The organism is Bradyrhizobium guangxiense, assembly GCF_004114915.1.
Lineage (GTDB): Bacteria > Pseudomonadota > Alphaproteobacteria > Rhizobiales > Xanthobacteraceae > Bradyrhizobium > Bradyrhizobium guangxiense.
Window position 1 is genome coordinate 4210418 of the sequence record NZ_CP022219.1, and the last position, 23916, is coordinate 4234333.

At 65.1% G+C, this 23916-nt stretch carries 21 protein-coding genes; 12 read left to right on the forward strand and 9 right to left on the reverse strand.

Annotated features, from left to right (window positions below; translation table 11 throughout):
• The first annotated feature begins 17 nt into the window (after positions 1–17).
• From X268_RS20205 to X268_RS39565, 3 genes are all read left to right on the forward strand, one after another.
• A complete protein-coding gene (locus X268_RS20205) occupies positions 18–599 on the forward strand; it encodes a TetR/AcrR family transcriptional regulator (protein WP_128926534.1) in 582 nt (193 codons plus the stop codon).
• Positions 600–714: 115 nt separating this feature from the next.
• Complete coding sequence (locus tag X268_RS20210; protein WP_128926535.1) at positions 715–1965, forward strand: multidrug effflux MFS transporter; 1251 nt, start codon at positions 715–717, stop codon at positions 1963–1965.
• A 54-nt stretch (positions 1966–2019) separates the two neighbouring features.
• On the forward strand, positions 2020–2160 hold the full coding sequence (locus X268_RS39565; protein ID WP_164937831.1) for a hypothetical protein: 141 nt from the start codon (positions 2020–2022) through the stop codon (positions 2158–2160).
• A gap of 109 nt (positions 2161–2269) precedes the next feature.
• On the opposite strand, the gene X268_RS20215 is transcribed toward X268_RS39565, so the two are convergent.
• The 3 genes from X268_RS20215 to X268_RS20225 form a co-directional block, all read right to left on the reverse strand.
• Positions 2270–3865 (reverse strand): glycosyltransferase family 39 protein, encoded by a 1596-nt coding sequence (locus tag X268_RS20215; RefSeq protein ID WP_164938164.1) that lies wholly within the window; start codon positions 3863–3865, stop codon positions 2270–2272.
• A 230-nt stretch (positions 3866–4095) separates the two neighbouring features.
• Positions 4096–5703 carry an ABC transporter substrate-binding protein gene (locus X268_RS20220; protein ID WP_128926537.1) on the reverse strand — a complete coding sequence of 536 codons (1608 nt, stop codon included), beginning with the start codon at positions 5701–5703 and terminating at the stop codon, positions 4096–4098.
• Between the two features lie 135 nt (positions 5704–5838).
• The gene (locus X268_RS20225) at positions 5839–7449 is read right to left on the reverse strand and encodes an ABC transporter substrate-binding protein (protein ID WP_128926538.1); all 1611 of its coding nucleotides are present in this window, start codon (positions 7447–7449) and stop codon (positions 5839–5841) included.
• Between the two features lie 268 nt (positions 7450–7717).
• Here X268_RS20225 and X268_RS20230 point away from each other — a divergent pair, with 268 nt between their 5' ends.
• The 8 genes from X268_RS20230 (at position 7718) to X268_RS20265 (ending at position 18094) form a co-directional block, all read left to right on the forward strand.
• Positions 7718–8848 carry a M20/M25/M40 family metallo-hydrolase gene (locus X268_RS20230; RefSeq protein WP_128926539.1) on the forward strand — a complete coding sequence of 377 codons (1131 nt, stop codon included), beginning with the start codon at positions 7718–7720 and terminating at the stop codon, positions 8846–8848.
• Between the two features lie 242 nt (positions 8849–9090).
• Complete coding sequence (locus X268_RS20235) at positions 9091–10032, forward strand: ABC transporter permease (RefSeq protein WP_164937832.1); 942 nt, start codon at positions 9091–9093, stop codon at positions 10030–10032.
• A gap of 20 nt (positions 10033–10052) precedes the next feature.
• A complete protein-coding gene (locus X268_RS20240) occupies positions 10053–10940 on the forward strand; it encodes an ABC transporter permease (RefSeq protein ID WP_128926540.1) in 888 nt (295 codons plus the stop codon).
• Between the two features lie 136 nt (positions 10941–11076).
• Positions 11077–12726 carry an ABC transporter ATP-binding protein gene (locus X268_RS20245; RefSeq protein ID WP_128926541.1) on the forward strand — a complete coding sequence of 550 codons (1650 nt, stop codon included), beginning with the start codon at positions 11077–11079 and terminating at the stop codon, positions 12724–12726.
• A gap of 251 nt (positions 12727–12977) precedes the next feature.
• Positions 12978–14483 (forward strand): M81 family metallopeptidase, encoded by a 1506-nt coding sequence (locus X268_RS20250; protein ID WP_128926542.1) that lies wholly within the window; start codon positions 12978–12980, stop codon positions 14481–14483.
• 14 nt (positions 14484–14497) lie between these two features.
• A complete protein-coding gene (locus tag X268_RS20255; RefSeq protein ID WP_128926543.1) occupies positions 14498–15670 on the forward strand; it encodes a M20 aminoacylase family protein in 1173 nt (390 codons plus the stop codon).
• The gene (locus X268_RS20260) at positions 15663–17084 is read left to right on the forward strand and encodes an amidase (protein WP_128926544.1); all 1422 of its coding nucleotides are present in this window, start codon (positions 15663–15665) and stop codon (positions 17082–17084) included. The genes X268_RS20255 and X268_RS20260 overlap by 8 nt, the downstream gene beginning before the upstream one ends.
• 119 nt (positions 17085–17203) lie before the next feature.
• Positions 17204–18094, forward strand: coding sequence for a crotonase/enoyl-CoA hydratase family protein (locus X268_RS20265; protein WP_128926545.1), 891 nt, complete (start codon positions 17204–17206; stop codon positions 18092–18094).
• Positions 18095–18149: 55 nt separating this feature from the next.
• Here X268_RS20265 and X268_RS20270 read toward each other — a convergent pair whose 3' ends face one another.
• The 3 genes from X268_RS20270 to X268_RS20280 form a co-directional block, all read right to left on the reverse strand.
• Positions 18150–19127 carry an NADPH:quinone oxidoreductase family protein gene (locus tag X268_RS20270; RefSeq protein WP_128926546.1) on the reverse strand — a complete coding sequence of 326 codons (978 nt, stop codon included), beginning with the start codon at positions 19125–19127 and terminating at the stop codon, positions 18150–18152.
• Positions 19127–19735 (reverse strand): 2-hydroxychromene-2-carboxylate isomerase, encoded by a 609-nt coding sequence (locus tag X268_RS20275; RefSeq protein WP_128926547.1) that lies wholly within the window; start codon positions 19733–19735, stop codon positions 19127–19129. The genes X268_RS20270 and X268_RS20275 overlap by 1 nt, the downstream gene beginning before the upstream one ends.
• Before the next feature lie 135 nt (positions 19736–19870).
• Complete coding sequence (locus X268_RS20280) at positions 19871–20572, reverse strand: glutathione S-transferase N-terminal domain-containing protein (protein ID WP_128926548.1); 702 nt, start codon at positions 20570–20572, stop codon at positions 19871–19873.
• 120 nt (positions 20573–20692) lie between these two features.
• On the opposite strand from X268_RS20280, the gene X268_RS20285 reads away from it, so the two are divergent.
• A complete protein-coding gene (locus X268_RS20285) occupies positions 20693–21715 on the forward strand; it encodes a methionine synthase (protein WP_128926549.1) in 1023 nt (340 codons plus the stop codon).
• 25 nt (positions 21716–21740) lie between these two features.
• On the opposite strand, the gene X268_RS20290 is transcribed toward X268_RS20285, so the two are convergent.
• The 3 genes from X268_RS20290 to X268_RS20300 are packed head-to-tail and all read right to left on the reverse strand — an operon-like array spanning position 21741 to position 23729.
• Complete coding sequence (locus X268_RS20290; RefSeq protein WP_128926550.1) at positions 21741–22403, reverse strand: hypothetical protein; 663 nt, start codon at positions 22401–22403, stop codon at positions 21741–21743.
• 24 nt (positions 22404–22427) lie between these two features.
• Entirely contained in the window at positions 22428–22955 is a 528-nt protein-coding gene (gpt, locus tag X268_RS20295) for a xanthine phosphoribosyltransferase (RefSeq protein ID WP_128926551.1), read from the reverse strand.
• A 36-nt stretch (positions 22956–22991) separates the two neighbouring features.
• The gene (locus X268_RS20300) at positions 22992–23729 is read right to left on the reverse strand and encodes a competence/damage-inducible protein A (protein WP_128926552.1); all 738 of its coding nucleotides are present in this window, start codon (positions 23727–23729) and stop codon (positions 22992–22994) included.
• Positions 23730–23916: the final 187 nt, after the last annotated feature.

The window sequence follows — 23916 nt, forward strand, 5'->3', positions numbered from 1 at the left end:
TAGTATACATTGCGGCGATGTCGGAGAGAGGTGACACCACGCGCGAGCAGATCGTCATTGCGGCGACGCGCCTCTTCTATGGCGAAGGCATCCGCGCGGTCAGCATGGACGCCGTCGCCGAGAAAGCCGGCGTCACCAAGAAGACGCTGTACTATCACTTCACCAGCAAGGACGAGCTCGTCGCAGAAACCATCGCGGCCCGGGACCAGCCGACGCTCGAGCTCTATATGCGATGGTTTGCCGAGACTGACGGCACCGTGGCCGACAAGGTCCGCGGTCTCTTCGTCAAGCTCGGGCGCTCCGTGGATACGCCGCGCTGGCGCGGCTGTGGCTTCCTGCGCACGATCGCCGAGCTCGCCAACACGCCGGCGCATCCGGCCGTCAAGGCCGGCGCCGCGCACAAGAAGCGCTTTGAAGCCTGGCTCGGAGCGGAGCTGCGCAATCACGGTGTTGCCGGGCCAGAGACCCTGGCACGACAGCTCGTGATCCTGCTCGATGGCGCCACGACCGTGATGCTGATCCATCGCGATCTCGATTATGTCGACACCGCCGGACGATTGGCACTCAGCCTGGTCGAGGCGGCTCGCAAGCGGGGCTGATTGCGGCCACAGCCCACTTCACCAATTCTTGTCGCCTGCCAGCCATCCCGAAACATGGGTTGTGCAACGCAGCATGGACGTTGGATAAAGCCGCTCGATTTCAGGGGTGAGCTGCTTGTCCGACGTCAATGCCGATTCCTGGGTGTCCTCCGGACACCGTCCCATGGGTTTTCCAGAATTCGTCATCGTGATCGCGTCCATCATGGCGCTGAATCCGCTTGCGATGGACATGATGCTGCCGGCGCTGCCCAACATCGGCACCGCCTTCAAGATCCCCGTCGCCAACCATCTCCAGCTGGTGCTGTCGACCTTCCTGATCGGCTTCGGCGCCGGCCAGTTCGTGATGGGCCCGCTGTCGGACCGCTTCGGCCGCCGGCCGGTGCTGCTCGGCGGCATGGCGGTCTACGCGGTGGCGAGCGTGCTGGCGGTCGCTGCGCCCTCGTTCGAGACGCTGCTGCTGGCGCGCGCGCTGCAGGGGCTCGGCACCTCGGCGACGCGCGTGATCGCGACCTCGATCGTGCGCGACTGCTATGTCGGCCGCCGCATGGCGAGCGTGATGTCGCTCGCCATGATGGTGTTCATCGCGGTGCCCGTGATCGCGCCCTCGTTCGGCCAAGCGGTGTTGCTGGTGACGGCGTGGCGCGGCATCTTCGTGGTGTTGATGCTGTATGGCCTGCTCGCGCTCGCATGGTGCGTGCTCCGGCTGCCTGAAACGCGGCCCGAGTCCGAGCGCCGGTCGCTGGCGCCCGCCGACGTGCTCTCGGCGTTCCGGCAGACCGTGACCCATCGCCAGACCATCGGCTATGCGACGGCGGCCGGCAGCGTCATCGGCGCGCTGTTCGCCTATGTCTTCTGCGCCCAGCAGGTCTTCACCGGCATCTATCACCTCGGCCACTACTTCCCGCTCGCTTTCGCGGCGATTGCGGCAGGCACGGCCATCGCCGGCTTCCTCAATGCGCGGCTGGTCGGACGGCTCGGCATGCGCGTGATCTCGCACGGGGCGCTGACGCTCTACACGGCCGTGGCCGCCGTGATGCTGCTGACGGAAAGCCTCGGCATGCTGCCGCTGGCCCTGTTCATGGTGCTGTCCGCGCTGATGATGTTCTCGTTCGGCATGATGGTCGCCAACTTCACCGCGCTCGCCATGGAGCCGCAGGGCCACATCGCGGGCACCGCCTCCTCGCTCTACGGCTCGATCACGACGTTGATCGGAATCGTGGTCGGCATGGCGATCGGCCAGAGCTTCGACGGCACGCTGCTGCCGTTCTCGGCCGGCTTCTTCCTGTCGACGCTCGCTGCGCTCGCCATCGTGCTGGTGGTGGAGAAGGGACGGCTGTTAAAGCCGCATCATCGCCCGCTCGATTGAGGAACCTCCCGGCGGCCTCGATGTTGTCCTGCAGCAATTGGAAAGGCCGCTGCGATGGAACTGGAACACCGCGAAGATCACGCTGAGGTCGAACCGCAGACGACGGAGCGCTGTGAGCCGGGCACCGGACCGGCCGCGTTGACGACGCCTTTTGCCAGCGAGGGCCTCGAACAGTTGCGTGACAGCCACTGCTGAGCGCGACGTCTAAAGCGCGATGAGATTTAGATGAATCGTCATCGCGCTTTAGGTTGTTGTTTGCGCATGATCTGTCCGGAAAATCGCTTCGCACTTTCCGGATGATGCTTTAGTCGGTTCCTCGCCGGCTGGCGCTGAAATCATCCGCCGCGCTCCTCGGAATCATCCGCATTCCCCGAGGACGGGCCATCAGCACGACCATCTCCCGCGTCAGACCCGGCCGCCCCCACAGCGTGGCCTGCACGGTGAACTCACGCCTGACGACGTGTCCGGCCTGGGAGGACGCCCACCCCATCCATCGCAGGCAAGACTCCTGGTCGCGGAAACACAGCCCGGCCCAGCTACGGCTGAGCACCGACTTGCCCGGCAGGCTCGACATGTGGTCGTACTCGAAGGATCGCGCATCAGGCGGATGGTCCGCGCCGTAGAACGCGGTGGCGAAAGCCAGCGAAGCATCGCCGCTCACGGCGCTCAGGGGCTCGCCGGTCAGCTCCCGCCAGGCGCGCGTCACTTCGCTCGCCGCCTGGGCGTAGAGATTGCGGCCCTCCTCATAGCCATGATCGTTGCGATAGACCGCATGGATCGGCGCGGCGATCAAAACCGCCACGAGGGCGACGCCGGCTACGATCACGGTGAGGTTGACCGTGTGGAAGCGCTCGATCGGGTAGCTGGTCCCGCAGACCACGAGAACGGCGAACAGGAACAGCCCCTGCAACGCCCACAGCGAAGGCAGGTCCGTGCCCATCACCAGCGATGTCACCACCGGCAGCGCGATGGTGCCAATCGTCACGTAGAACAGAAGCCGCAGGCCCGGGCCCATCGCCGCGAAGTCGGCCGGAAACTGCTTCAAGCGCGTTCCTGCGACGAGCACCCAGAGCACGGCCGATATGCCCATCGCCGCTGCCAGCCCCAGCAGGAAGCTTCTCGCCTCACCGAGCGAAGTCGCAGCCTTTCCGCCGGTGTGCGCCAGCGCGTAGGTGAAGGTCGACGCGCCCGTCGTCGCGAGCCAATGGATGTGGGGTGACAGGGCCGCGAGCCCGACGACGACCGAGATCCAGGGCGAAGCGGAGGTGAAATAGGGGCGCCGCGCCGGGTGCGCCAACGCGGCAAGCGCGAAGCTCGCGACGAGAAAGATCGAATAATATTTGCCAACCATCGCCAGTGCTGTCGTGCACCCCACCGCAACCGCCCACAGCGGGGCGCGCGTCTCGAATGCGCGCAGGAAGCACCAGGTCGCCAGCGGCCAGGTCGCGAGCAGCACCGAATTGGCATTGAAGCGCTGGGCATGGAATTGATAGGCCGGCGTCAGCATCAGGAGCAACAGCACCAGGATGCGCTTATGCCCGGTCACGAAGTGCCGGGCGATCCGGTCGACGAAGATCAGCGCGAGCCCGGCATTGACCATCGCCATCAACTGCAGCGACCAGTCGGTGAGCGGAAAGACGGCGGTCCAGCTCGCGGCTATCCAGCCGCTCAGGGGCGGATGCTTGTGATAGCCCCAGGCGAAATGCCGCCCCAGGGCCCAGGCCTCGAGCGTATCGGGGTGCAGGCCGCCGCCGGCATAGGCGATCACCAGATAGAGCGTCCAGACCGCAACGAAACAGCCGATGAGCAGCGGAACGGCCCAGCCCGCCTCGACGCCATCGAGCCAATACAGGAAGGGTCGCCGCCAGCGCGCCGGCGCGCGATCGGACCGTTCGGCCATCGCCTGGAATGCAAAATCGATCGGCACGGAACTCAAATGGCAGACGGGAAATGATGCGTAAGGACAACACATCTATTTCAGGACTGAAACAAATAGCAATGATTGGAAATTGGACGGGTTAAAGCTCCACCGATTTCGTCCTGACGCGAAGCTGACAAATGACAACGGCGCCGCTGATGACAGCGGCGCCGCGGAATGGTCGAGCCGATGGGCGTGGATACGCCGTCCGCCTACTCCAACTTGTCGACGTTCCAGAACACCGGCGTCGCCGGGCCGTCGAGAACGCCGGTCAGCGACTTGCGCCAGGCGCTCGGCGCCTGATACTGGCCGAGCGGCATGTAGAGCACCTGATCGTAGGCCTCTTTCTGGATCTCGGTCGCGATCTTCTTTTGCTCATCGAGCGAGGCAGCACGAACGAAGGCATCCTTGAGCTGCTCGATCTTGGCATCCTCCGCCCAGCCGAACCAGCCGCCCTTCTTGCCCTGCCCGCCGACGGCCACGTTGGAGATCGGGTTGTCCACGTCGGCGCTGACCCAATTGGTGATGAACATGTTCCAACCGCCCTCCTTCGGGGGCTTCTGGCTGGCGCGCCGGCTCACCACCGTCTGCCAGTCGGTCGCCTGCAGATCGACCTTGAAGCCGGCTTCGCGCAGTTGCTGCGCGACGACGATGGGTTGCGCCTTCAGCGTCAGCACGTCGCCCGGCGCCATCAGCACGACAGGTGTTCCGTCGTAACCGGATTCGGCCAGCGCCTTCCTGGCCGCAGCCATGTCGCCGCCCTTCGCCAGCGTCTCTCCGCCAACGTCTGTCGCGAACGGGGTGTCGCAGATGAAAGCTGCAGCACAAGTCTTGTAGTATTTCGGATTGCCGATCAGCGCATCGAGCACATCCTTCTGCTTGACCGCCAGGAATGCGGCGCGGCGGACCTTGACGTCGTCGAACGGTGGATGGAGGAAGTTCATCCGCGCGCCCGTCTGGAATCCGAACTTGTTCAGGATGCCGAGCTTGAGGTCCTTGTCGGCTTCAATGGCCGGCAACATGTCGATGGCGGGAAATTCCATGAAGTCGATGTCACCCGACTGCAGCGCGTTCAACGCCGTCTGCGCATCCGGCATCGTGATCCATTCGACGCGGTCGACCTTCACCACCTTACCCCCGGTGGTCCAGTTCGCGGGCTCCTTGCGCGGCACGTAGTCGGTGTTCTTGACGTAGATCGCCTTCACCCCGGGCTGGAATTCCGATGCCACGAATTTGAAGGGACCTGAGCCGATCTGCTCGGGAATCTGCTTGTCCACCGGCGTCTCGGCGAGACGCTTCGGCATCATGAAAGCCACGCGCGAGGACGGCTTGCCGATCGATTCCAGCACCAGCGCGTAAGGTTCCTTCAGCTTCAGCGTGATCGTCTTCGGGTCGGTCGCCTCCATGCTCGCGGTGAACAGCATCAGCTGCTGCCCCATGCCGTCGACCGCGGCCCACCGCTTCAGCGAGGCAATGCAATCTTCGGCGGTGACGGGCGCGCCGTCATGCCACTTCAGACCGTCGCGCAGCGTGAAGGTGTAGGTCAGCTTGTCGTCGGAGATCTTCCAGTCCGCCATCTGCGGCTGGATCTTAAAATTTGAATCTGTCGCGATCAGCGTGTCATAGACCATGTAGCCATGATCGCGAGCGATATAGGCGCTGGTGAAGATCGGATCGAGGATGCGCAGATCCGAATGCATCACGGCTGTAATGGTCTTGCCCCCGGCAAGAACTGGCGAGGCCAGTGCCGAAAGCGCCACGATCGAGAGCGCAAGTCTCGAGGCGAACGCGAGACGTCCCTGGCGGATGAGTTGGAGCATCGAAGTTCTCCTGGCAGTTCTGTTGGCAGTCTTCTTGGCAGTTCTCCTGGCAAGCGGCGCCGCTGATGACAGCGGCGCCGCGCGATGGTCGAGCTGAAAGGCGCGAGAAGCGCCTTTCCTTATTTGGACTTGGCCTTACTCCGACTTGTCGACGTTCCAGAACAGCGGCGTCGCCGGGCCGTCGAGCACGCCCGTCAGCGATTTGCGCCAGCCGCTCGGCAGCAGATACTGCCCGAGCGGGATGTAGATCACCTGCTCATAGGCTTCCTTCTGGATGTCGGCCGCGATCTTCTTCTGCTCGTCGAGCGAGGGCGCGCGGACGAAGGCGTCCTTGAGCTGCTCGATCTTGGGGTCTTCCGCCCAGCCGAACCAGCCACCCTTCTTGCCCTGGCCGCCGATCGAGAGATTGGCGATCGGGTTGGAGACGTCGGCCGCGACCCAGTTGGTGAAGAACATGTTCCAGCCGCCCTCCTTCGGCGGCTTCTGGCTGGCGCGGCGGCTCACCACGGTCTGCCAGTCGGTCGCCTGCAGGTCGACCTTGAAGCCGGCCTCGCGCAGCAGCTGGGCCGCGACGATCGGCTGGGCCTTCAGGGTGGTGACATCGCCAGGCGCCATGATCACGACCGGCGTGCCGTCGTAACCGGACTCGGCGAGCGCCTTCTTGGCTTCGGCCATGCCGCTGCCCTTCACCAGGGTCTCGGCGCCGACTTCGGTCGCGAGCGGCGTGTCGCAAACGAAGAAGGCACCGCAGATCTTCTGGTACTTGGCATTGCCGACCAGCGCGTCGAGCACGTCCTTCTGGTTCATCGCCAGGAAGGCGGCGCGCCGCACCTTCACGTTATCGAAGGGCGGGTAGAGGAAGTTCATCCGGCCGAGGGTCTGGAAGCCGAACTTGTTGGAGACCTCGATCGTGATCTCCTTGTTCGCTTCCAGCACCGGCAGCATGTCGTAGGGCAGGTTCTCCATGAAGTCGATGTCACCCGACTGCAGCGCGTTCACCGCGGTCTGCGAGTCCGGCATGGTGATCCATTCGACGCGGTCGACCTTCGCGACCTTGCCGCCGGAGGTCCAGCTCGCCGGCTCCTTGCGCGGCACGTAGTCGGTGTTCTTGACGTAGACCGCCTTCACGCCGGGCTGGAATTCCGAGGCCACGAACTTGAGGGGGCCGGAGCCGATCTGCTCCGGGATCTGCTTGTCCGCCGGTGTCTCGGCAAGGCGCTTCGGCATCATGAAGGCAACGCGCGAGGACGGCTTGCCGATGGAGTCGAGCACGAGGCCGTAGGGCTCCTTCAGCTTCAGCGTGATGGTCTTGGCGTCGGTCGCCTCGAGGCTCGCGGTGAAGTCCATGAGCTTCTGGCCCATGCCGTCGACCGCGGCCCAGCGCTTCAGCGAAGCGACGCAGTCTTCGGCCGTCACCGGCGCGCCGTCATGCCACTTCAGGCCGTCGCGCAGGGTGAAGGTGTAGGTGAGCTTGTCGTCGGAGATCTTCCAATCCGCCATCTGCGGCTGGATCTTGAAGCTCGAATCGGGAGCCAACAGCGTGTCGTAGACCATGTAGCCATGGTCGCGCGTGATGTAGGCCGTGGTGAAGATCGGATCGATGATGCGCAGGTCCGAATGCATCACCGCCGTGATGGTCTTGCCGGCCGCGAGCACCGGCGAGGCGAGCGCCGTCGAAAGCGCGACGACAGACAGCGCAAGTTTGGAGGCGAACGCGCGAGGCCCCCGGCGCATGAAGTGGAACATAAAAAGTCTCTCCTGACGTGAAACTGTTCAAAGGCGGGTTATTGATTGAGCATGTGGTTCGTTCCTTGGGCGAACTAACTCCATGCAATGCCTTTATCTTTCGAGACTTGCAGACCGTGCCTAGCGCGTCAATCCGGTTTCGCTGCAAGCCCTGGCGGCGCGCGCACGGGCTCCACAAAGATCGGTTTGGCTCTACAACACTGTCCACTCGTCCTGCCCCAGCGCAATGCAATGTGCGTTCCACCTTCGAAGCTTGAGAGACATTGAGATGAATCCAGCCAATCTTCCCTTCGATTCCGAGGCCATGCTCGAAGGCCTGCGCACATGGGTGGAATGCGAAAGCCCGACCTGGGACGCTGGTGCCGTGAACGGCATGCTCGATATCGCAGCGCGGGATATGGCCATCATGGGTGCGACGATCGAGCGCATCGCCGGCCGGCAGGGCTTCGGCGGCGTGATCCGCGCGCGCTTTCCCCATCCGAAGCAGGGCGAGCCCGGCATCCTGATCGCCGGACACATGGATACCGTCCACCCGGTCGGCACCATCGAGAAGCTGAAATGGCGCCGCGAGGGCAACAGGTGCTACGGGCCCGGCATCTACGACATGAAGGGCGGCAACTATCTCTCGCTGGAAGCGATCCGGCAGTTGGCGCGCGCATCCTTCACCACGCCGCTACCGATCACCGTGCTGTTCACGCCGGACGAGGAAGTGGGCACGCCCTCGACGCGAGACATCATCGAGGCGGAAGCCGCGCGCAACAAATACGTGCTGGTGCCCGAGCCCGGCCGCGCCGACAACGGCGTCACCACCGGACGTTACGCCATCGCGCGCTTCAATCTCGAGGCGACGGGGCGGCCCAGCCACGCCGGGGCGACGCTGTCGGCGGGACGCTCGGCCATCCGCGAGATGGCACGGCAGATTCTCGCGATCGATGCCATGACGTCGGACGATTGCACCTTCTCGGTCGGCGTCGTGCATGGCGGGCAATGGGTCAATTGCGTCGCAACGACCGCCACCGGCGAAGCGCTCTCCATGGCCAAGCGGCAGGCCGATCTCGACCGCGGCGTCGAGCGAATGCTGGCGCTCTCAGGCACCAACAACGACGTCACCTTCAAGGTGACGCGCGGCGTGACGCGGCCGGTCTGGGAGCCAGATGCCGGCACCATGGCCCTGTATGAAAAGGCGCGCGGCATTGCCAAATCCCTCGGCGCGGAACTGCCGCATGCGAGTTCCGGCGGCGGCTCTGACGGCAACTTCACCGGCGCGATGGGCATCCCGACACTCGACGGCCTGGGCGTGCGCGGCGGCAACGGCCACACGCTTGAGGAGTATATCGAGGTCGAGAGTCTCGTTGAGCGCGGTCGATTGATGGCGGGGCTGCTGGCGACGCTGGAGTAATTTGGGCCCGTCATTCCGGGGCGATGCGCGAAGCATCGAACCCGGAATCTCGAGATTCCGGGTTCGCGCTACGCGCGCCCCGGAATGACATTGCGTCGCCAAGCGTGCGCCATCCCCAAATCTGCTGACCGCACTGCAAAATCTGTGGCCCTGATGGCACGGGAATTGCTGAAATGTTAGGCTGGTGGCAGAACAGCGATAAACCGCTACCACCGATTTGACTCTAATTAGACGGATCCAACTTGCTCGGATATCTCCTTCGCCGAATTCTCGCCGCCGTGCCCGTGATGGGCGTCGTCGCGCTGTTCGTGTTCCTCCTGCTCCGCCTCCCCCCCGGTGATCCCGCCGCGATCCTCGCCGGCGACAATGCGACGCCCGAGCGGCTGGAGCGCATCCGCACCTCGCTCGGCCTCAACGAGCCCCTGATCGTGCAGTTCATCACCTGGGTGAACAAGCTGCTGCACGGCGACCTCGGCACCTCGCTGATCTCGAACCTGCCTGTCATGAAGATGATCGGCCAGCGCGTCGAGCCGTCGATCTCGATCGCGCTGTGCACCATCATCCTCGCCGTCATCGTCGCAGTTCCCTTAGGGGTGATCGCGGCGTGGAAGCACGGCACCTGGATCGACCGCTTCGTGATGGGGCTGTCGGTGCTCGGCTTCTCGGTGCCGGTGTTCGTGGTCGGCTACATCCTGATCCAGCTCTTCGCGATCGAGCTGCGGTGGGTGCCGGTGCAGGGGTTCCGCAGCATCTTCAACGGCTTTGGTCCGTTCTTCGAGCGCATGATCCTGCCGACCTGCGCCCTCTCCTTCATTTACATCGCGCTGATCGCTCGCATGACGCGCGCAGCGATGCTCGACGTGCTCGGCGAGGACTATGTGCGCACCGCGCGCGCGAAGGGCATCAACGAGGTCGCCGTGATGATGCGCCATGCCCTACGCAACGCCGCCGTGCCCGTGATTACCGTGATCGGCACCGGCTTTGCGCTCTTGATTTCGGGCGTCGTCGTCACCGAGAGCGTGTTCAACATTCCCGGCATCGGCCGTCTCACCGTGGATGCGGTGCTGGCGCGCGACTATCCGGTGATCCAGGCGATGATCCTGCTGACGTCGCTGATCTATGTCGTCGTCAATCTCCTCATCGACGTCGCCTACACCCTGCTCGATCCCCGGATCCGGTACTGAGGCAAGGATTAAGGACAAACATGTCGGTCGATACCCTTCCCCAGTCGTCCATTCCGATCACGTCGCCGCTGCGGCCGCGTTTCGGGTTTCTCACCTCGACGCCGATCATCGCGACGGCAACGGTCCTGCTCGCGCTGGTCATCATGATCTCGATCCTGGCGCCCTTGATCGCGCCGCATGATCCGATCCAGCTCGCGCCCTCGCAACGGCTCAAGCCCGCCTCCGCGCAATTCCTGCTCGGCACCGATGCCTATGGCCGCGACCTGCTGTCGCGCGTGATCTATGGCGGCCGCCTCTCGCTCCTGATCGGCATCGGCTCGGCGATCCTGTCGATCGTCATCGGCCTCGCGATCGGGCTCGTCTCCGGCTTCTTCAAGCTGATCGATTCCGTGATGATGCGCATCATGGACGGCTTGATGGCGATGCCGAGCATCCTGCTTGCGATCGCCGTGGTGTCGCTGTCCGGCGCCAGCCTCTGGACCGTGCTGATCGCGATCACGATCCCCGAGATTCCGCGCGTGGCGCGCCTGGTACGTTCGGTCGTGCTGTCGGCGCGCGAGGAGCCTTACGTCGAAGCCGCAATCTCGGTCGGCTCCAGCCTGCCTAAGATCATGTGGCGGCATCTGATGCCGAACACGGTGGCGCCGCTGATCGTCCAGGGCACCTATATCTGCGCGAGCGCCATCCTCACCGAGGCCATCCTCTCCTTCCTCGGCGCCGGCATCTCGCCGGAGACGCCGACCTGGGGCAACATCATGGCCGAAGGCCGCCAGTACTTCCAGATCAAGCCGTCGCTGATCTTCTGGCCGGGCCTCTTGCTCTCGATCGCCATCCTCAGCATCAACCTGATCGGCGACGCCGCCCGCGACGCTCTCGATCCGCGCATGAAGCAGCGGGAGGGCAAGTGATGCGAGTAGCACCGTCATTCCGGGGCGCGCCCCTTGGCGCGAACCCGGAATCCATTTCACCACTTGGATTGCGGCTCAATGGATTCCGGCTTCGCGCTAACGCGCGCCCCGGAATGACGAGCGAGAGTTCTGCGGCATGACCAACATCATCCTCGACATCAACAACCTCGTCGTGTCCGTCGGCAAGACGCCGAAAGGCGCGAACATCATCGACGGCATCTCGATCCAGGTGCGCGAGCGCGAGACGCTGTGCCTCGTCGGTGAAAGCGGCTCGGGCAAGTCGGTGACCTCACTCACCACCATGGGCCTCCTGCCGAAGGGGATGCTGGTTCCCACCGGCGGCAGCGTCAAGCTGGTCGGCGAGGAGTTGCTCACCGCGACCGACCGCCGCCTGCGGCAGCTGCGCGCCACGCAGATGGCGATGATCTTCCAGGAGCCGATGACCGCGCTCAATCCGGTGGTGCCGGTCGGCCGCCAGATCGACGAGGTGCTGCGCGCCCATACCAATCTCGACGCGAGGGCGCGCAAGAAGCGCATCCTCGACATGATGGAGCAGGTCCGCCTGCCCCAGGTCGAGCGCATCTTCGCCTCCTACCCGCACCGTCTCTCCGGCGGCCAGCGCCAGCGCATCATGATCGCGATGGCGCTCGTGCTGGAGCCGAAGCTCTTGATCGCGGACGAGCCGACCACCGCGCTCGACGTCACCACGCAGAAGCAGATCCTCACCCTGATCCGCGACCTTCAGCGCGATCACGGCACCGCCGTGCTGTTCATCACCCATGACATGGGCGTGGTCGCGGAGATCGCCGACCGCGTCGCGGTGATGCGGCAGGGTCGCCTGGTCGAGACCGGCCCGCTCGAGACCGTGCTGCGCAATCCGACCATGGAATATACCCGCAACCTGCTGGCCTCGGTGCCGAGCCTGGTGCCGCGGGCGGCGGGGGAGAAAAGCCGCGAGCCGATCGTGCTCGAGGCCAACGAACTCAGCAAGGTCTACAAAGAGCGTGCCTTCTTCGGCAAAGGCCGCGAGGTCGTCGCCGCCGACAAGGTCACGCTGACGCTGCGCAAGGGCCGCACGCTCGGCATCGTCGGCGAAAGCGGGTCGGGCAAGTCGACGGTGGCACGCTGCATCGTCCGCCTGATCGACCCGACCTCCGGCGGCGTGCGTCTCGCCGGCCGCGAGATCGCCGACATCTCGCGCCGGCTGCTGCAGCCGCACCGCCAGAAGATCCAGATTGTGTTCCAGGATCCCTACCGCTCGCTCAACCCGCGCGTCACCGTCGGCGACAGCATCGCCGAAGGCCCGATCAATTACGGCGTCGCGCATGCTGACGCGATGAAACGCGCGCGCGAGCTGCTCGAACTGGTCGGCCTGCCCGCCGATGCGGTGTCGCGCTATCCGCACCAGTTCTCCGGCGGCCAGCGCCAGCGCATCGCCATCGCCCGCGCGCTCGCGCTCGATCCCGACGTGCTGGTCGCGGACGAAGCGGTCTCCGCGCTCGACGTCTCGGTGCAGGCGCAGGTGCTGGAACTCCTGGACGAGATCCAGAAGCGCCTCGGCATCGCCATTCTGTTCATCACTCACGACTTGCGCGTCGCCGCGCAGATCTGCGACGAGGTCGTTGTGATGCAGCACGGCCGCGTCGTCGAACAGGGCCCCGCCGCCGAGGTGCTGACGCATCCGAAGGAGGCCTACACCAAGGCCCTGCTGGACGCCGCGCCAGGGCGCAACTGGGACTTTGCCAACTTCCGGCCGGTGGCGGAGGCCGTGGCGGCGAGCGCGTAGCTTCATCCGCCCGTCATTCCGGGGCATCGCGAAGCGATGAGCCCGGAATCCATCTGGCCGCGGACTCTGTCGCACAATGGATTCCGGGTTCGCGCCCAACGGGGCGCCCCGGAATGACGACGGAGGATGGATCGCATCCGCAGCATTCCCAAAACGTCTTGACCCTATGCACGGCGCGATGGCCTCTCACCTTGCTCTCTCCGCAGAGCCAAGGCTAACGTCGCGCACTTTCAAAGACTGGACTTGAATTGATGACACGCATCGCCGTCGGCGGCTTCCTGCACGAGACCAACACTTTCGCTCCGACCAAGGCGACGTTCGCCGATTTCGAGCATGGCGGCGGGTGGCCGGCGATGACCAGAGGTGCCGACGTGCTGAAGGTGATGCGGCGCATCAATGTGGGCCTCGCCGGTTTCGTCGACAGCGCCGAGGCCAACGGCTGGGAACTCGTTCCGACCATCGCCTGCGGCGCGAGCCCGTCTGCGCACGTCACCGAGGACGCCTTCGAGCGCATCGTGAAGGTGATGGTCGACGGCATCGCGGCCGCGGGCCCGCTCGATGCGGTCTATCTCGATCTGCACGGCGCCATGGTGACCGAGCATCTCGACGACGGCGAAGGCGAAATCCTCGCCCGCGTCCGTCGCGTCATCGGCAAGGATGTTCCGCTGGTCGCGAGCCTCGACCTCCACGCCAACGTCACGCCCGAGATGATGGAACATGCGGACGCGCTGATCGCCTACCGCACCTATCCACATGTCGACATGGCCGACACCGGCCGCGCCTCCGCGCGCCATCTCGCCTTTCTGCTGAAGTCGAAGCAGCGCTTTGCGAAGTCGTTCCGGCAATTGCCGTTCCTGATCGCGATCAGCTGGCAATGCACCAATGACTTCCCCACCAAAGGCATCTACGAAAAGCTCGCCGCGCTGGAGAGCGACGCGGTTCCGACGCTCTCATTCGCGCCGGGCTTTCCCGCTGCCGATTTTCGCGACTGCGGCCCGAGCGTGTTCGCCTATGGCAGGACGCAGGAAGACGCCGACCGCGCAGCGGACGCCATCGTCAAGCTGATCGAAAGCCACGAGGACGATTTCGACGGCAAGATCTGGACGCCCGACGACGGCGTGCGCCACGCCATGGAACTCGCGAAGACTGCCAGCAAGCCGATCGTCATCGCCGACACCCAGGACAATCCCGGCGCCGGCGGCGATTCCGACACGACCGGCATGCTGCGCGCGCTGGTGCGCAACAGAGCGAGCGCCGCGACCGGCGCGATCTACGATCCGGAATCGGCCAAGGCCGCGCATGCGGCCGGCGTCGGCGCCACCGTGACGCTCTCACTCGGCGGCAAGTCCGGCATTCCCGGCGACGAGCCCTATCGCGAGAGCTTCGTGGTCGAACAGCTCTCAGACGGCCGCTTCATTGCGCCCGGCCCTTACTTTGGCGGCCGCGAGATGGAGATGGGCCCCTCCGCAGCCTTGCGCATCGGCGACGTCCGCGTCGTCGTCTCCTCGCACAAGGCCCAGCTCGCCGACCAGGCGATGTACCGCTATGTCGGCATCGAGCCGACGCAGGAGAAGATCCTGGTCAACAAGAGCTCGGTGCATTTCCGCGCCGATTTCGAACCGATCGCGGAAAAGCTGATGATCTGCGCTGCGCCCGGCGCGATGCCGGCCGACACCGCCTCGCTGCCCTGGACGCGCCTGCGCCCGGGCATTCGCATCAAGCCGAACGGCCCCGTTTTCACGCCACCCTCACGCTAACCGGACAGGACCACATGCCCACGATCGACCGCATCGACGGCTACACCGACGAGCTCACCGCCATCCGCCGCGACCTCCACGCCCATCCCGAGATCGGCTTCGAGGAAGTGCGCACCTCCGGCATCGTCGCGGACAAGCTGAAGAGCTGGGGCATCGAGGTGCATCGCGGCCTGGGCGGCACCGGCGTGATCGGCGTCATCAAGGGAAAGGGCTCTGGCGGCAAGCGCATCGGCCTGCGCGCGGACATGGACGCGCTGCCGATGGAGGAGAACACCAATCTGAAATGGAGCTCGAAGATCCCCGGCCGCTTCCACGGCTGCGGCCATGACGGCCACACCACCATGCTGCTCGGCACCGCGCGCTACCTCGCCGAGACCCGGAATTTCGACGGCACCGTGCATCTGATCTTCCAGCCGGCCGAAGAAGGCCTCGGCGGCGCCCGCGCGATGATCAAGGACGGCCTGTTCGAGAAGTTCCCCTGCGACGAGCTCTACGGCCTGCACAACGCGCCCGACCTCAACCATGGCGAGATCGCGATCCTGCCGGGACCTGCCATGGCCAGCGCCGACTTCTTCGACCTGCGCATCACCGGCTACGGCGCGCATGGCGCGATGCCCGAGCGCTCCAAGGACGCAGTGGTCATCGCGACCACGCTGGCACAGGCGATCCAGACCATCGTCAGCCGCAACGTCGAGCCGCTGCAGGCTGCGGTCGTGTCTATCACCCAGATCCACGCGGGCTCCGCCTACAACGTCATTCCGGGCGATGCGCATCTCTGCGGCACCATTCGCACCTTCTCGAAGGAAGTCCGCAGCCTGGTCAGCGAACGCATCCGCACCATCTGCGCCGGCATCGCCAGCGCCTATAATTGCGTGATCGACGTCGACATCCGCGACACCTTCGGCGTGCTGATCAACCAGGTCGAGCAGTCCAAGGTGGTCGAGGAGGTCGCGCGCACCATCGTCGATCCCGCCAACGTGATCACCCGCGCCCAGCCCAAGATGGGCAGCGAGGATTTCGCCGACATGCTGGAGACCATTCCCGGCGCCTATTTCTGGGTCGGCCATGACGGCTCGGTGCCGGTGCACAATCCCGGCTTCGTGCTCGACGACAAGATCCTGCCGATCGGCGCCAGCATGTTCGCCCGCATCATCGAGACCCGCATGCCGGTGGGTGGCAATGCATAAAAAGAGCGTCGATGAGGCGGTCACCTCGCTGCACGATCTGTCCGCGGTCGATCTGATCGCGGGCTATCGGGCCAAGCAGTTCTCGCCGAGCGAGGTGCTGGAGGACGTGCTCGCGCACGTCGCTTCGTGGGAACCGCATCTGAAGGCACTCTATGCATTCGACCCCGACGGTGCACGCGACGCCGCCAAGGCCTCGACCGCGCGCTGGACCGGCGGCGAGCCGTCCGGCGCGCTCGACGGCGTGCCGGTGACGGTGAAGGACAACATCGCGACCAAGGGCGTGCCGGTGCCGCTGGGCGCCGCCAGCGTCAAGCTCGTCCCGGCCGAGAAGGACGCCCCGCCCGCCGCGCGGCTGCGCGAAGCCGGCGCGATCATCTTTGCCAAGACCACCATGCCCGATTACGGCATGCTGTCCTCCGGGCTCTCCAGCTTCCATGCGCTGGCGCGCAACCCCTGGGACCTCAGCAAGAATCCCGGCGGCTCCAGCGCGGGCGCCGGCGCCGCGGCCGCAGCCGGCTATGGCCCGCTGCATCTCGGCACCGATATCGGCGGCTCGGTGCGCCTGCCCGCCGGCTGGTGTGGCCTCGTCGGCCTAAAGCCGAGCTTCGGCCGCGTGCCGATCGATCCGGCCTATGTCGGCCGCGTCGCCGGTCCCATGACCCGCACGGTGGATGATTGCGCGCTGATGATGAGCGCAATCGCAAAGCCCGATCGGCGTGACGGCATGAGCCTGCCGGCGGAGCCGCTCAACTGGAAGAGCCTGGAGAAATCTCCGCGAAAACTGCGCATCGGGTTGATGCTCGATCCCGGCTGCGGCCTGCCGCTGGAGAAGCCGGTGCGCGAGGTTGCGGTGAAGGCCGCGAAAGCGTTCGAGTCCGCAGGCAGTGTCGTCACCGAGGTCGACGGCATCCTGACGCGCGAGATGCTCGACGGTCTCGACAATTTCTGGCGCGCGCGGATGTGGGACGATCTGTCGAAGCTGACGCCGGCCGAGCAGGCCAAGGTGCTGCCTTACATCTTCAAATGGGGCGAGTCCGGCGCCAGGCTCTCGGGCGTCGACGTCATCCGCGGCTTCAACCAGACCATGGCGATCCGGGCCGCGGCCTCAAAGCTGTTCTGCGAACTCGACTATGTGATCTCGCCGACCGCACCGAACGTGAACTATGCGGCCGGATGGGCTTCCCCCACCAACGATCCGATGAAGCCGTTCGAGCACATCGCCTATACCGTGCCGTGGAATATGTCGGAAAACCCCGCGATCTCCATCAACGGCGGCTTCAACGCCAGGGGCTTTCCGATCGGCGTGCAGATCGTCGGCCGCCGCTTCGACGATATCGGCGTGCTCGGCATGGCCAAGGCGTTCGAGAGCCTGCGCGGCCCGCAGCGGCCCTGGCCGAAGCCGCCGACGAAGTAGCGTCTGAGCACAAGCGCGGGCTCGCCCCGCGCATCCATCCTCTTCAGGAAACATGGATTGCCGGGTCAAGCCCGGCAATGACACAATCGATTCAAGAATGACAGGGAAGGAAACTAGCCATGGCGTATGAGACGATCAAATACGAGGTCGCCGAGCAGATCCTCACCATCACGCTGAACCGGCCCGACAAACTCAACGCCTTCAACGCGCAGATGCAAGGAGAGCTGATCGACGCATTCGACGCGGCCGACAAGGACGACAACGTCCGCGCCATCATCGTCACCGGTGCCGGCCGCGGCTTTTGCGCGGGCGCCGATCTCTCCTCCGGTGCCGACACGTTCGATCGCGACGCCCGGCGCGGGCCGGTCAAGCGCTTTGCCGACGGCAAGGTCGACTACAGCGATCCCCAGGTGCGCGACGGCGGCGGCCAGGTGACCTTGCGCATCTTCAAGTGCCTGAAGCCCGTGATCGCCGCGGTGAATGGCCCCGCGGTCGGCATCGGCGTCACCATGCAGCTCGCGATGGACATCCGCATTGCCTCGGAGGCCGCCCGGTTCGGCTTCGTGTTCTCTCAGCGCGGCATCGTGCCGGAGGCCGCCTCGAGCTGGTTCCTGCCGCGCATCGTCGGCATCTCGCAGGCGCTGGAATGGTGCTATTCCGGCCGCGTATTCCCGGCGCAGGAGGCGCTTGCCGGACGCCTCGTCAGCAAGGTCGTGCCCCCCGATCACCTGCTGCCGACCGCCCGCGCGCTCGCCCAGGAGTTTGCGGCAAAGACCGCGCCGGTCTCGGTCGCGCTGATCCGCCAGATGATGTGGCGCATGATGGGCGCCGACGACCCCATGGAAGCCCACAAGGTCGACAGCCGCGGCATCTACGCCCGCGGCCGCTCGGACGATGTGAAGGAAGGCGTGGTGGCGTTCCTGGAGAAGCGCCCCGCGCAGTTCAAGAACAAGGTGTCGAGCGACATGCCGGACTATTTCCCGTGGTGGACCGAGCGGGAATACAAATAGTTCACGGTCATTCCGGGGCTCGCGAAGCGAGAACCCGGAATGACGACGTTAGAGGTCACTCCATCATCAACGCCACGCGCCCGATCGCCTTGCGGTCGATCAGGAGCCGCATCGCGCTCGCATAGTCTTCCAGCGGCAGGCGATGAGAGACGTTGGGGCGCAGCTTGCCCTCCTCCGCCCATTGCAGCAGCGCCTTCAGACGCACCTGGCCGAGCGCGGGGTTTTTCCGTACCGCTTCACCGGCCCGCACGCCAAGCACGCTGGCGCCCTTGATCAGCAGGAGGTTGGTCTTGGCCGAACCGATGCCGCCGGTGAAGCCGATCACCAGGAGCCGCGCGCCCCAGGCGATGCAGCGCATCGAATCTTCGAAGACCTGGCCGCCGACGGGATCGAACACGACGTCCGCGCCGCGACCGTCGGTGATGCGCTTGACGGCATCGCGAAACGGCTCGCGGTCGTAGCGGACGAGATGATCGGCGCCGCGCGCCTTGGCAATCGCGAGCTTCTCGTCGCTGGACGCGGTTGCGATCACGGTCGCGCCCAGCATCTTGCCGATCTCGACGGCGGCAAGGCCGACGCCGCCGCCGGCGCCATGCACCAGCAGCACCTCGCCCGGCTCGACCCGGCCGCGATCGATCAGCGCATGATAGGCGGTGCCGTGGCCGGCGAGATAGGTCGCAGCCTCCGCGTAGTCGAACGTCGACGGCATCGGGGTGAGCTGTGACGGGGTGACGACGGCTTCGTCAGCGAAGGCGCCATGGCGCATTTTGACGATGACCTTGTCGCCGACCGCAACACCTCTCGCCTCCGCGCCCACCTCGGTCACGTCGCCGGCCGCCTCCATGCCCGGTGTGAACGGCAGCTCCGGCTTGAGCTGATACTGGCCGGCGGCCATCAGCACATCCGGAAAATTCAGCCCGGCGGCGCGGATCGCGACGCGCACCTCGCCCGGATTGAGGGCGCGCGATGGAAGCTCCTCCAGCCGCAACGCTTCGGGCGTGCCGAGCGTGCGGCAGACGACGGCGCGCACCATCAGGCCGCGCTCGCCTTGCTGCGCGTAAGCGCCTCGCGGATCAGCGGCAGGCGGTCGTTGCCGAAATACATGTCGGTCTTGTTCACGAAGATCGTCGGCGAGCCAAAGCCGCCGCGTGCGACGACCTCTTCCGTATTTGCCTTGAGCTGATCCTTGATCCCCTGCTCCGAGATGCCGGCGAAGAATTTTGGCGCGTCGATGCCGACTTGTTTGCAGATGTCCGCAAGCACCGCGTCCTGCGAAATGTCCTTGTCCGCGCCCCAATAGGCCTCGAACACGGCGGTCGCGAACGGCACCATGTCCGCAGCCGACCAGATGCAGCCGCGCATCGCCTTGACGCTGTTCACCGGGAACACGGTCGGCGGCATCTTGATCGCAAGACCTGCCGAGCGCGCCCAGTCCTGAAGATCCTTTTTCATGTAGCGCGCCTTCAGCGGCACCGGCTTTTCCCGCTGCGCATAGACGCTCGGGTTGACCGTGTTGAAGATGCCGCCGACCAGGATGGGCCGCCAGACGATCTCGGCGCCCAGCTCCTTGGCAAGCGGCTGGATGTTGTGGAAGGCGAGATAGGTCCAGGGACTGGAGCAGTCGAAGAAGAATTCGATCATGGCGTTTCCTTTTCTCTGGTCATTCCGGGGCGCGCCCTCTTGGCGAGAACCCGGAATCCATTTCGCTCCTGGTTCTGCGGCTCGATGGATTCCGGGCTCGCGACTTCGTCGCGCCCCGGAATGACGGCGTGGCCGTTACCTCTTTCCCAGCACTTCCTTAGCCCTTTGCCCGAACATGATCTTGCGTGATTCCTCGTCGAACGGCTCTTTCACGAATTTGCCGATCGCAAGCCCCGCCTGCACCTGCGGCCTGGCGCGGACCTCGGCATACCAGCGCTTGACGTTCGGATAGTCGTCCAGCGTAAAGCCCTGCGCCTTGTGGGTCATGGTCCAGGGAAAGCAGGCGATATCGGCGATGGAATAGTCGCCGGCGACATGGGAACCGGTCTTCTCCAACTGCCGGTCGAGCACGCCATAGAGCCGTGCCGCCTCGTCGCGATAGCGCTCGATCGCATACGGGATCTTCTCCGCCGTATAGAGCGCGAAATGACCGTGCTGGCCGAGCATCGGTCCGAGGCCGGCCATCTGCCACATCACCCACTGGATGGTGGTGGAGCGGCCGCGCAGATCGGCGGGCAGAAAGCGGCCGGGCTTTTCAGCGAGATAGATCAGGATTGCGCCGGTCTCGAAGGCAGAGAATGGTTTGCCCCCGTCGGCGGGATCGTGATCGACGATCGCGGGGATCCGGTTGTTCGGGGAGATGGCCAGAAATTCGGGGCTGAACTGCTCGCCGGCGCGGATGTTGACAGGGATCACCTTATAGGGAAGGCCGAGCTCCTCCAGCATGATCGAGATTTTCCAGCCGTTCGGCGTCGGCGCGTAATAGAGGTCGATCATGGCCTTTCCCTTGCGCCGTCCCTGTCGCTGCCACCAGCCAATGGCGACTTTTGTTGTTCTGTACCTCGACGTTAGGACATGGCAGGAAGGGGCGCAACACAACCTGCCGGGAGGGCCGCCATGCTGTTTCCAACCACGATCGCCGGCTCCTTGCCGAAGCCGGAATGGCTCGCCGAGCCCAACATGCTCTGGGCGCCCTGGAAATCGCAAGGCGACGAGCTTCTTCGTGCCAAGCGCGACGCGACGCTGATCTGGCTGAAGATCCAGGAGGACGCCGCCGTCGACATCGTCACCGAGGGCGAGCAGGCCCGGCAGCATTTCGTCCACGGCTTCCTGGAGAAGATCGACGGCATCGACTTCGCCCACAAGGTCGAGATGGGCATCCGGAAGGATCGCTACAAGGCGATGGTGCCGCAAGTGGTCGCGCCGCTCCGGCTGAAGGGGCGCGTCCATGCCTTCGAGGCGCGCGTGGCGCGCACGCACACAAGGAAGCAGCTGAAGTTCACCCTGCCCGGCCCGATGACCATCATCGACACCATTGCCGATCGCTACTATGGCGATCGCGTGAAGATGGCGTTTGCCTTCGCCGAGCTGCTTAACGAGGAAGCCAAGGCATTGCAGGCCGATGGCGTCGATCTCGTGCAGTTCGACGAGCCCGCCTTCAACGTCTACATGGACGAGGTCAATGATTGGGGCATCAAGGCGCTCGAGCGCGCCGCGCAGGGGCTGACCTGCACCACCGCCGTGCACATCTGCTACGGCTACGGCATCAAGGCCAACACCGACTGGAAGGAAACGCTCGGCAGCCAATGGCGGCAGTACGAGCAGATCTTCCCGGCGATCGACGCCAGCCCGATTCAGCAGGTCGCGATCGAATGCCGCAACTCGAAGGTGCCGCTCGACCTGCTCGCGCTCCTGAAGAACAAGATCGTGCAGGCCGGCGTGATCGACGTCGCCAGCGACACCGTGGAGACCGCCGAGGACGTCGTGAAGGTGATCGAGGCGGTGTCGAAATTCGTGCCCAAGAGCAACATCATCGCCACCACCAATTGCGGCATGGCGCCGATGCGACGCGAGATCGCGGAAGCCAAGCTGATGGCGCTCGGCGCGGGTGCCGCGCTGGCGCGCGAGAAACTGGCGTGATCACGGTGATCCGACAGTCACTCTGCTAGCCCAGAGCGGTCGGATGCAGCGCCGGCTGATAGCCGGCGCTGAGCGCTCGCAGTGCGGACGGGGGCGTCAGCAGCATCGGGCTCTCCAGCTTGTGCTGGGTTCGGGCATAGCCGGCCGGCGACCACAGCAGCGGCCGGCCCTTCGTTATCAGAAAGCTCTCCTCGCCCCGCTGCACCATCGCGCCATCGGGCAAATCTGCAAGCGGCCCCTGCAGCGCGTGCAGCCGCTTGCGGCCGTGGTCCAGACGCTCCAGGTGCAGCTGGGCGTCCATCGCCTTTGCGCTCACCTTGCTTACGCCATTGCCGTTCTCCCATGCGGCGCGGAAGCGGTTGGCATCGTCGCGGCGGCAGAAGAAGCAGGGACGGTGTCCAGCGGCGAAGGCGGTGGCCTCGTCGAGGAAGAACAGCTCGGTCCAGCTCCGCCGCGCCATCACCGGGCGCCGCCAGCCGCGGAATTCGCACAGGCACGTAATCCAGGCCGGCGACGACCAGCGCTTCTTCAGCAGCGTCCTGGTCGCGGGATCGTGGATGATGCCGCGGTTGCCGGTGAACATGCCGCGATGCGGGGTGGCGATGATGTCGCCCGCGGGCGTGACGCGGTTTTGGAGCGGGCGAGCAGCGAATGGCGAATTGCGAATTGGGGATTCACTACTCGCCATTCGCCACTCACCATTCGCACGCGCTCACGACGCGCCGTCGCGCAGCGGCGGGGGATAGGACAGCGCAGTGTCCCAGGGGAAGAAGATCCAGGTGTCCTGCGAGACTTCCGTGATGAAGGTGTCGACCAGCGGGCGTCCCATCGGCTTGGCGTAGACCGTGGCGAAATGCGCATCGGGCAGCATCTCGCGCACCATCCTGCCGGTCTTGCCGGTGTCGACGAGGTCGTCGACGATCAACAACCCCTTGCCGGTGCCGCCGCCAAGCTTCATGGCCGCTTCAGAGATCCCCTTGAGGACCTGGAGCTCGCCCTGCTTGTCGTGATCGTAGCTCGCGATACACACCGTATCGATCACGCGCACGCCGAGCTCGCGCGCCACGATCGCGGCCGGCACGAGGCCGCCGCGCGTGATCGCGATCACCGCGTGGAACGGACCGACCTCGTTGAGCCGCCAGGTCAGCGCCCGGCAGTCCCGGTGGAACTGGTCCCATGAAACCGGGAAGGCCCTGCCCGCCCGCTCCTGCGCACTCAGTTCCGGTGCTTCACCAGCCATCGTCATCTCCTGCTTCGTCTGTCGGCAGCCGCGTCGCTAGCGCGTGATGTTCAATCCTGCCAGCATGTCCTTCACCGCAGCCATCGCTGCCGCCAGCTTCTCCGGGTCGCGCGAGCGCACCACCAGATTGGTGTTCGGCTTCTGCTCCTCGTCCATGAAGGGATAGCTGCCGATGATGGTGTCGGGATGGGCGGCGGCGATCGCCCGCAGCGGACTGCCGATGTCGCCCTCGCGCGCATTGGCGCGTACCGAGTCCGAGAGCATGCGCACGCCCGACTTCAGCTTGGGCGAGACGATGTCCATCATCGCCTGCATGATCGAGGGCACGCCCGCCATGACGATGACGTTGCCGATCTTGAAGCCAGGCGCGAGGATGGTCGCGCTCTGGATCAGCTCGGCACCATCAGGGATGCGCGCCATGCGCAAGCGGGCCTCATTGAGGTCCTGCTCGCTCCAGCGCTCGCGGAAACGCGCAACCACCTCCGGGTGGTGGTCGATGCCGACGCCGAACGCCTTGGCGACGCTATCGGCGGTGATGTCGTCATGGGTCGGCCCGATCCCGCCGGTGGTGAAGACGTAGGTGTAGCGATGCCGCAGTGCATTCAAGGCAGCGATGATGTCAGCCTCGTCGTCGGAGACGACCCGGACTTCCTTCAAGTCGATGCCGATATTGGTCAGGTATTCGGCGATGAAACCGATATTCTTGTCCTTGGTCCGGCCTGACAGGATTTCGTCCCCAATGACCAGAATGCCCGCCGTGACGATCTCGCTCATGCCTTAAGTCCCTCACCTGTGGCGCCGACTTTGCCGGGGCAACGCGTTGAAGTCACGCGGTTTTGCTGCCGAAATAAGCAGTCCTCAGCCATTTTTTCAGGCAAGCCGCCGATCACGCCCGGCAAATGCTGCCAGTCCATGCTTATCGCGCTGGCCCGGCCCTTGCTACCACCTCAGAGTCATGCAC

What these genes read in the sequence shown, in the direction of transcription:
- X268_RS20205 (WP_128926534.1), top strand. Translation starts at nt 18, where the DNA reads ATGTCGGAGAGAGGTGACACCACGCGCGAGCAGATCGTCATTGCGGCG.
- X268_RS39565 (WP_164937831.1), top strand. Translation starts at nt 2,020, where the DNA reads ATGGAACTGGAACACCGCGAAGATCACGCTGAGGTCGAACCGCAGACG.
- X268_RS20215 (WP_164938164.1), bottom strand. Translation starts at nt 3,865, where the DNA reads ATGGCCGAACGGTCCGATCGCGCGCCGGCGCGCTGGCGGCGACCCTTC.
- X268_RS20220 (WP_128926537.1), bottom strand. Translation starts at nt 5,703, where the DNA reads ATGCTCCAACTCATCCGCCAGGGACGTCTCGCGTTCGCCTCGAGACTT.
- X268_RS20225 (WP_128926538.1), bottom strand. Translation starts at nt 7,449, where the DNA reads ATGTTCCACTTCATGCGCCGGGGGCCTCGCGCGTTCGCCTCCAAACTT.
- X268_RS20230 (WP_128926539.1), top strand. Translation starts at nt 7,718, where the DNA reads ATGAATCCAGCCAATCTTCCCTTCGATTCCGAGGCCATGCTCGAAGGC.
- X268_RS20240 (WP_128926540.1), top strand. Translation starts at nt 10,053, where the DNA reads ATGTCGGTCGATACCCTTCCCCAGTCGTCCATTCCGATCACGTCGCCG.
- X268_RS20245 (WP_128926541.1), top strand. Translation starts at nt 11,077, where the DNA reads ATGACCAACATCATCCTCGACATCAACAACCTCGTCGTGTCCGTCGGC.
- X268_RS20250 (WP_128926542.1), top strand. Translation starts at nt 12,978, where the DNA reads ATGACACGCATCGCCGTCGGCGGCTTCCTGCACGAGACCAACACTTTC.
- X268_RS20255 (WP_128926543.1), top strand. Translation starts at nt 14,498, where the DNA reads ATGCCCACGATCGACCGCATCGACGGCTACACCGACGAGCTCACCGCC.
- X268_RS20260 (WP_128926544.1), top strand. Translation starts at nt 15,663, where the DNA reads ATGCATAAAAAGAGCGTCGATGAGGCGGTCACCTCGCTGCACGATCTG.
- X268_RS20265 (WP_128926545.1), top strand. Translation starts at nt 17,204, where the DNA reads ATGGCGTATGAGACGATCAAATACGAGGTCGCCGAGCAGATCCTCACC.
- X268_RS20270 (WP_128926546.1), bottom strand. Translation starts at nt 19,127, where the DNA reads ATGGTGCGCGCCGTCGTCTGCCGCACGCTCGGCACGCCCGAAGCGTTG.
- X268_RS20275 (WP_128926547.1), bottom strand. Translation starts at nt 19,735, where the DNA reads ATGATCGAATTCTTCTTCGACTGCTCCAGTCCCTGGACCTATCTCGCC.
- X268_RS20280 (WP_128926548.1), bottom strand. Translation starts at nt 20,572, where the DNA reads ATGATCGACCTCTATTACGCGCCGACGCCGAACGGCTGGAAAATCTCG.
- X268_RS20285 (WP_128926549.1), top strand. Translation starts at nt 20,693, where the DNA reads ATGCTGTTTCCAACCACGATCGCCGGCTCCTTGCCGAAGCCGGAATGG.
- X268_RS20290 (WP_128926550.1), bottom strand. Translation starts at nt 22,403, where the DNA reads ATGGCGAGTAGTGAATCCCCAATTCGCAATTCGCCATTCGCTGCTCGC.
- gpt (WP_128926551.1), bottom strand. Translation starts at nt 22,955, where the DNA reads ATGGCTGGTGAAGCACCGGAACTGAGTGCGCAGGAGCGGGCGGGCAGG.
- X268_RS20300 (WP_128926552.1), bottom strand. Translation starts at nt 23,729, where the DNA reads ATGAGCGAGATCGTCACGGCGGGCATTCTGGTCATTGGGGACGAAATC.